The following is a 7,926-nucleotide window of genomic DNA, read 5'->3' on the forward strand; positions in this document are numbered from 1 at the left end:
TTTTGCTGATTAGGTTAGACAAGGTCTTGTCTTTTTCCCTCCTCGCCCCGAGCATTCATTGCGATTGGCGCTTTCGACGCCGGGCCGGATGAGGACCATGAGTTTCCGAGTGAGGTGACGTCTATGTCGATCTTCGAACGCTACCAGGCACGTTATGAAGCCTCCCGCGAGGAGGTGTTGAGCCTGGACGAATATCTGCAACTCTGCAAGTCGGACCCGAGCGCCTATGCGGGCGCCGCGGAGCGCCTGCTGATGGCAATCGGCGAGGCGGAGATGGTCAACACCCGCGACGATCCGCGCTTGAGCCGGATCTTTCAGAACAAGATGCTGCGGCGCTATCCGGCCTTCTCCGAGTTCTATGGGATGGAGGAGCCGATCGAGCATCTGGTCTCCTATCTGAAGCACGCCTCCCAGGGTCTGGAGGAGAAAAAACAGATCCTCTATCTGCTCGGGCCGGTGGGCGGCGGCAAGTCGTCCCTGGCCGAGAAGCTGAAGGAACTGATGGAGGAGAGGCCCTTCTATGCCATTCATGGCTCGCCGGTGTTCGAGTCGCCGCTCGGTCTCTTCTCGCCGGAGGAGGACGGTCCCATCCTGGAAGAAGATTACGGGATTCCGTCGCGCTATCTGCGCACCATCATGTCGCCCTGGGCGGTGAAGCGGTTGCAGGAGTTCCGCGGCGATATCACCCGGTTCAAGGTGGTGAAGCTGTACCCCTCGATGCTGGAACAGATCGCGATCGCCAAGACCGAACCGGGGGACGAGAACAATCAGGATATTTCCTCGCTGGTGGGCAAGGTCGATATCCGTCAGCTGGAGCGGTTCGCGCAGAACGACGCGGATGCCTACAGCTATTCCGGCGCGCTGTGTCGAGCCAATCAGGGCCTGATGGAATTCGTCGAGATGTTCAAGGCGCCGATCAAGGTGCTGCATCCGCTGCTGACCGCGACCCAGGAAGGCAACTATAACGGCACCGAGGGTCTCTCGGCGTTGCCTTTCCAGGGGATCATACTGGCCCACTCCAATGAGTCGGAATGGCAGACCTTCCGTAACAACAAGAATAACGAAGCCTTTCTGGACCGGGTCTACATCGTGAAGGTGCCGTACTGTCTGCGGGTCAACGAGGAGGTCAAAATCTACGACAAACTCCTGCGCGGCAGTTCGCTCGCCGAAGCGCCGTGCGCGCCCGGCACTCTGGAAATGATGGCCCAGTTCTCGACCCTGACACGCATCAAGGAGCCGGAGAACTCCAGCATCTTTTCCAAGATGCGCATCTACAACGGCGAGAACCTGAAAGACGCCGACCCCAAGGCCAAGTCGGTGCAGGAATACCGCGACTATGCCGGGGTCGACGAGGGGATGTCCGGGATCTCGACCCGCTTCGCCTTCAAGATTCTGTCTCAGGTTTTCAACTTCGATCATACCGAGGTGGCGGCCAATCCGGTCCATCTGCTCTATGTCCTGGAGCGCCAGATCGCCCGCGAGCAATTGCCGCCGGAGACCCAGGAACGCTATCTGAGTTATCTCAAGCAGTATCTGGCGCCGCGCTATGCGGAGTTCATCGGCAAGGAGTTGCAGACCGCCTATCTGGAATCCTATGCCGAATACGGACAGAACATCTTCGACCGTTATGTGGTCTATGCGGATTATTGGATTCAGGATCAGGAATACCGCGATCCGGATACCGGCGAGATGATGAATCGCGTGGCGCTGAACGAGGAACTGGAAAAGATCGAAAAGCCGGCGGGTATCTCCAATCCCAAGGATTTCCGCAACGAGATCGTGAACTTCGTGCTGCGTGCCCGCGCCAATCACGGCGGCGCGAATCCGAAATGGACCAGTTACGAGAAGCTGCGGGTCGTGATCGAGAAGAAGATGTTTTCCAATACCGAGGATCTGCTTCCGGTCATTTCATTCAATGCCAAGTCATCGGTAGATGAACAGAAAAAGCACGATCAGTTTGTCGATCGCATGACCGATAAAGGCTATACGCCGAAACAGGTGCGGCTGTTGTCGGAGTGGTATCTGCGGGTCAGGAAGTCGAGTTGACTTCCGGGTTTGAACGATAAGCGGCAGTTCCAAGCGAGCACCTAATGTCAAACTTCATCGACCGGCGTCTGAATGGCAGGAACAAGAGCGCGGTCAATCGTACGCGTTTTCTCAAACGCTACAAGACTCAGCTCAAGCGTTCCGTGGCGGATGCGGTCAACCGGCGCAGCATTACCGACATCGATTCCGGCGAGAAGGTCGGAATTCCGTCGCGGGATATATCAGAGCCGATGTTCCATCATGGAAAGGGCGGTGTCCGTGACATGGTTCACCCCGGCAACAAGGATTTCCTCAAGGGCGATCATCTGCGTCGTCCGGAGGGCGGCGGCGAGGGTTCGGGGCAGGGGAAGGCCGGCAAGGGCGGACAGGGAGACGACGATTTCGTCTTCGAGTTGTCCCGCGAGGAGTTCATGGATCTGCTGTTCGAGGATCTGGAACTGCCGAACCTGGTGCGCAATCAACTGATGGGCACGACCGAATTCAAATCGATCCGTGCCGGCTATGCGACCGCCGGCTCGCCCTCGAATATCGATGTGGTCCGTTCGCTGAAAGGCGCCATCGCGCGCCGGACCGCGATCGGGGCGCCCCTGCGTGCGCGCATTCGTGAACTGGAGTCCGAGATCGAGATCCTGCTAGCCGCCGGCGTCGCCGAGGTTGACCCACAACTGTGCGCCTTGCGCGAGGAGATCGACCGGCTCAAGACCCGCATTGCCGCGCTGCCCTTCATCGATACCTTCGATCTGCGCTACCAGAGTTTCGTGAAGCAGCCGGAGCCGACCAGCAAGGCGGTGATGGTCTGTATCATGGATGTTTCGGGATCCATGGATCAGGCCCGTAAGAACCTGGCAAAGCGGTTTTTTATCCTGTTATATCTCTTTCTGAAGCGCAATTACGACAAGATCGAGGTGGTCTTCATTCGTCATCACACCATTGCCCAGGAGGTCGATGAACAGGAATTTTTCTATTCCCGCGAAACCGGCGGCACGGTGGTCTCCAGCGCCTTGAATTTGACGTATGAGGTGTTGCGCGAGCGTTACGATCCGAGCGTCTGGAACATCTATGCCGCGCAGGCGTCGGATGGCGATAATTGGGATTCAGACTCCAGCGTCTGTCGGGATCTCCTGATCGATCGACTCATGCCCTTGATGCGCTATTACGCCTATGTCGAAATCACGCCGCGCCAGCATCAAAGTCTCTGGTATGCCTATCAGGAAGTGATGGCCGCTCATCCTCATTTCGCCATGCAGGAAATCGACGGCGCGGACGATATCTTTCCCGTGTTCAGGGAGCTTTTTAAGAGGCAGGAGGCATGAACCAGAACATTATCTCTGATTCCGCCGAGTGGTCCTTTCCCCTGCTGGAGCGCTTCGATCGGGAAATCGGCAATCTGGCTCATAATGTCTATGGGCTCGATACCTATCGTAATCAGATCGAAGTCATCAGCTCCGAGCAAATGATTGATGCCTATTCCTCCGTGGGTTTGCCGATCAATTATCCGCACTGGTCATTCGGCAAGCAATTCGTCGCGACCGAACAAACCTATCGCCGCGGTCAGATGGGGCTGGCCTATGAAATCGTGATCAATTCCGATCCCTGTATCGCCTATCTGATGGAAGAGAATACGCTGCCGATGCAGGCGCTGGTCATCGCCCATGCCTGCTATGGCCATAACAGCTTCTTCAAGGGCAATTACCTCTTTCGCACCTGGACTAGCGCCGATGCCATCATCGATTATCTGGTCTTTGCCCGAAAGTACATCGCGCAATGCGAGGAGCGTTATGGTCAGGCGGAGGTCGAGTTGCTGCTCGATTCCTGCCATGCGCTGATGAATCATGGCGTCGACCGCTATAAACGCCCGGCACCGCTCAGTATGGCGGAGGAACAGCGTCGACAGCGCGATCGCGAGACCTATCTGCAGTCACAAATCAACGATCTCTGGCGGACCATTCCCCTGGCGGACAGCGCCGGGGATGCCCGACAGGAATCGCGCTGGCCCGAGGAACCGCAGGAAAATCTGCTGTATTTCATCGAAAAAAACGCGCCGCTGCTCGAACCCTGGCAGCGCGAGATCGTGCGGATCGTGCGCAAAATCGGCCAGTATTTTTATCCGCAGCGTCAGACCCAGATTATGAACGAAGGTTGGGCAACCTTCTGGCATTACACCCTCATGAATCATCTCTATGACGATGGCTTTGTCACCGACGGTTTCATGATGGAGTTTCTGCAATCCCATACCGGGGTGGTGTTTCAGCCGTCATTCGATGTGCCCTATTACAACGGCATCAATCCTTATGCGCTGGGGTTTGCGATGATGCGCGACATCCGTCGCATCTGCGAACGGCCGACCGCCGAGGATCGCGAATGGTTCCCAGACATTGCCGGCGGCGATTGGCTCCGGGTGCTGGATTTCGCGATGCGTAATTTCAAGGACGAAAGCTTTATCGCCCAGTATCTGTCGCCGACCCTGATGCGGGATTTCCATTTTTTTGCGATTCGCGACGACGATCGCGAAGAGCACCTGGAAGTGACGGAAATCCACGAGGAACAGGGCTATCGGGCACTGCGTCTGCGGCTCGCGGAGCAATATAATCTCGGTAGCCGCGAGCCGAACATTCAGGTGTTCAAGGTTGACCGACAGGGTGATCGTTCGCTGACCTTGCGTCACTTTTCGCATCGTCGTCGACCCTTGGGCGACTCGCTCGATGAGATGTTGCGCCATCTTCGACGCCTGTGGGGTTTTACCGTCCGCCTGGAGACGGTTCACGAGGATGGGCGGGCGCAATTGGTTGGCGAAGCCTGACCGAGCGCTTTCGGCCTTTGTCGCATGTTGAAGACACATGCGGGTTCCCCAGAAACGGTATAGTTACCATCTCTGCGATGGTCCTTGAGGACGGACGATGAAGTTCCATGTTTATCCGAGTATTTTCTCACTCCTGTTCGCCTTTCTGCCCGCGCTGGCGCATCCGTCCTCGCTGTTAGGCAGCACGCTGGAGGCGTTGCGCGAGTCCGAGACCACCGCCTTAGAAGGCGTTCACCTGCTTTCTGGCCGTCTGCTTGCCGAGTTTTACGCGCGGGAAGGCAATGAGCCCGTGTGGACCGACCCGGCACGGATCGACGCCCTTCTGCTCCTGGTCGAGGAAAGTCGCCTGGAGGGCTTCGCGCCCCAGGATTTCCATGTGGAAACCTTGCGCGAGCTGAGTCTTCCGCATGCCTTCGACGCGCTCTCCGAGGCAGAGCGCATTGGCGCGGACATCAAGCTGAGTGACGCACTGCTGCGTTATGTCCATCACACCCGTTTCGGCAAGCTCGATCCCGTCGCGGTCGATCCGAAACGCAACGATCGCAAGCCGGTTCCGGCCGAGCAGCTGCTTGCCGACATGGCGGGTGCGCTGGAAGCGGACGATCCCGAGGCCTTTCTGTCGGCCCGGTTTCAGTATCCCTTCTGGTACGAGGATCTCAAGCGCGGGCTTGCAAGGTATTTGGGCAAGGCGAATCTGGAGGGGCTCGCGCCCCTGCCGGCCGGGGTCATTTTGACGCAGGGCAGCCGCGATCCTCGGGTGGTTTTGCTGCGGGAGCGACTCCGCTTGATCGGCGATCGCGAGATCCCGGTGCCGGCGGATGCGACGCGATTCGATGAGTCGCTCCACGCCGCGGTGGTCGACTTTCAGCGGCGGTTCGACTTGTCCGCCGATGGCGTGGTTGGGCCGACGACGATCGCCGCCCTGAACCAGCCGTTCGATGCGGGGAAGGTCGAGCGTATTCGCATCAATCTGGAGCGCATGCGCTGGCTCTACAATGACCTGGGCGCCGATTACCTGTTCGTCGATGTTGCCGACTACAAGGCGCATGTGGTGCGCGATGGCGGGATCGTCTGGAGCACGCGCGTGATCGTCGGCGAGAAGGACGCCCAAACGCCGATGTTCCGGGACACCATGGAACATCTGGTCCTCAATCCGACCTGGACGGTGCCGATCTCGATCCAGAAGAAGATGGGGCGGGTCTCTTCAACCTACACGCTGGTCGACCGTCAAACGGGCCGCAAGTCCAGCGGCGGCGACGCGAGCAACTACAAACGTTACCGGGTCGTCCAGCAACCGGGGCCGCGCAATGCCCTGGGGCGCGTCAAATTCATGTTCCCGAACCGGCATTCGGTCTATCTGCACGACACGCCCAACAAAGGGCTGTTCTCGCAAACGAGTCGCGCGCTCAGTCACGGTTGCGTGAGGGTCCAGGATCCGCTCAGGCTCGCGGAGATCCTGCTTCAGGAGTCGAACTGGGATCGCGGCAAGATTGACCAGGTGCTCGACGGCAGCCGTACTCGGTACGTCAACCTTGAGAAAGCCTTGCCGGTGCTGCTTTATTATCTGACCGCTCGCGCGGACGAGCATGGCGCGGTCCGCTTTCGGCCGGATATTTATGGACGCGATCAAGGCTTGCTGGAGCTGTTCGCGAAGCCGGTGCTCCGGACTCGGATCGCCTTCCCGGAACCCCCCGCTCAACCGGATGTCGAGTCCGCGCCGGCCTTACCGCCAGCGCCGGCCGACCCTGAACCCGACGCCCCGCCAGCAGCGAATGCCGTGCGGTTGACCCAAACTGAAAGCCCGGCGCCTTAAACCGCGTCGGCTTCGATGATGGACGCGGCTTCATCGACCAACCGCCACTGCAAACGTGTCCCGGCTGCCAGCGGGACCACGTGGCTTGCGCCGAAGGGATACTGTTCCGGTACCTGCCAAGGCTCGCGGCGCAGTCGAAGGATCCCCGGATTGCGGGCGAGTCCATAAAAAGCCGCCCCATGATGGCTGGCAAAACCTTCCAGCCGATCCAGCGCGCCGGCCTGCTCGAAGGCCTCGGCGTAGAGTTCGAGCGCGGCATGGGCGCTGTAAACGCCCGCGCAGCCACAGGCGTTTTCCTTCTCCCCCAGGGCGTGGGGAGCGCTGTCGGTCCCCAGGAAGAAGCGCGGATGTCTGCTGACGGCCGCCTCCAGCAGGGCGAGACGATGGCGCTCGCGCTTGAGCACCGGCAGGCAATAAAAATGCGGTCGAATGCCGCCCGCCAGGATGGCGTTGCGGTTGTAAAGCAGATGATGTGGCGTGATGGTTGCCGCCAGCGTGTCCGGCCCGGCACGGACAAAATCCACGGCGTCCGCCGTCGTGACATGCTCGAACACGATCTTGAGCGTGGGGAAATGCGTCACGATCCAGTCGAGACGTTCCGCGATGAAGCGTTGTTCGCGGTCGAAGATATCCACCTCGGGATCCGTCACCTCGCCATGCACCAGCAGTGGCAGACCTTCGCGCTGCATCGCCTCCAGTACCGGAGAGAGATGTCCCAGGTCGGTCACGCCGCTCTCCGAGTTGGTGGTCGCCCCCGCCGGATACAGCTTGCAGGCAGCCACCGCGCCGCTCGCCTTGGCGGTGGCGATCTCCTCGGGCGCCGTTTGGTCGGTGAGGTAGAGCGTCATCAGCGGCTGGAAGTCGCTACCGGCGGGCAGCGCGGCCAGAATCCGCGCGTGATAGTCGAGCGCCTGGTCCGTGCTGACCACCGGCGGTTTGAGGTTGGGCATGATGATGGCCCGCGCGAACTGGCGGGCGGTGTGGCGGACGACATCCGCCATCGCCGCGCCGTCGCGGACATGCAGATGCCAGTCGTCGGGACGGGCGATAACGATCTCGTCGGGTTGGTTCATTTTACTCCGCGGGTTGTTGGGCCTTTCGAGTGGTTAGGCGACGTTCTGTAGCAGATTCGCAAAATCTTTACCAGAATTCGTCGGCGGAACAGCAATTTGTTGATGCCGACCGAAAATTGACCATGGGGGGTATCCATCTGAGTGCGGTAGCGCCGATGAGTTGGATCTCGACACACCATCCAAAGGACGCTTCG

At 59.3% G+C, this 7,926-nt stretch carries 5 protein-coding genes; 4 read left to right on the forward strand and 1 reads right to left on the reverse strand.

Annotated elements, in window-relative coordinates; translation table 11 throughout:
* Window positions 1-123: 123 nt before the first annotated feature.
* The 4 genes from QZY07_RS17295 to QZY07_RS17310 all read left to right on the forward strand — a co-directional run bounded on the left by QZY07_RS17295 (window position 124) and on the right by QZY07_RS17310 (window position 6,659).
* A complete protein-coding gene (locus QZY07_RS17295) occupies window positions 124-2,046 on the forward strand; it encodes a PrkA family serine protein kinase (protein ID WP_295405422.1) in 1,923 nt (640 codons plus the stop codon).
* A 44-nt stretch (window positions 2,047-2,090) separates the two neighbouring features.
* Window positions 2,091-3,359 (forward strand): YeaH/YhbH family protein, encoded by a 1,269-nt coding sequence (locus QZY07_RS17300; protein WP_295405424.1) that lies wholly within the window; start codon window positions 2,091-2,093, stop codon window positions 3,357-3,359.
* A complete protein-coding gene (locus QZY07_RS17305; protein WP_295405426.1) occupies window positions 3,356-4,846 on the forward strand; it encodes a SpoVR family protein in 1,491 nt (496 codons plus the stop codon). Before QZY07_RS17300 ends, QZY07_RS17305 begins: the two co-directional genes overlap by 4 nt.
* Before the next feature lie 97 nt (window positions 4,847-4,943).
* On the forward strand, window positions 4,944-6,659 hold the full coding sequence (locus tag QZY07_RS17310) for a L,D-transpeptidase family protein (protein ID WP_295405428.1): 1,716 nt from the start codon (window positions 4,944-4,946) through the stop codon (window positions 6,657-6,659).
* Here the strand turns inward: QZY07_RS17310 and pyrC are convergent.
* Window positions 6,656-7,732: a dihydroorotase gene (gene pyrC / locus QZY07_RS17315; protein ID WP_295405430.1), complete on the reverse strand. Its 1,077-nt coding sequence runs from the start codon at window positions 7,730-7,732 to the stop codon at window positions 6,656-6,658. The genes QZY07_RS17310 and pyrC overlap by 4 nt on opposite strands.
* Window positions 7,733-7,926 lie beyond the last annotated feature (194 nt).

The sequence above is a fragment of the uncultured Thiocystis sp. genome, from assembly GCF_903866365.1.
In the GTDB taxonomy this organism is placed as follows: Bacteria; Pseudomonadota; Gammaproteobacteria; order Chromatiales; family Chromatiaceae; genus Chromatium.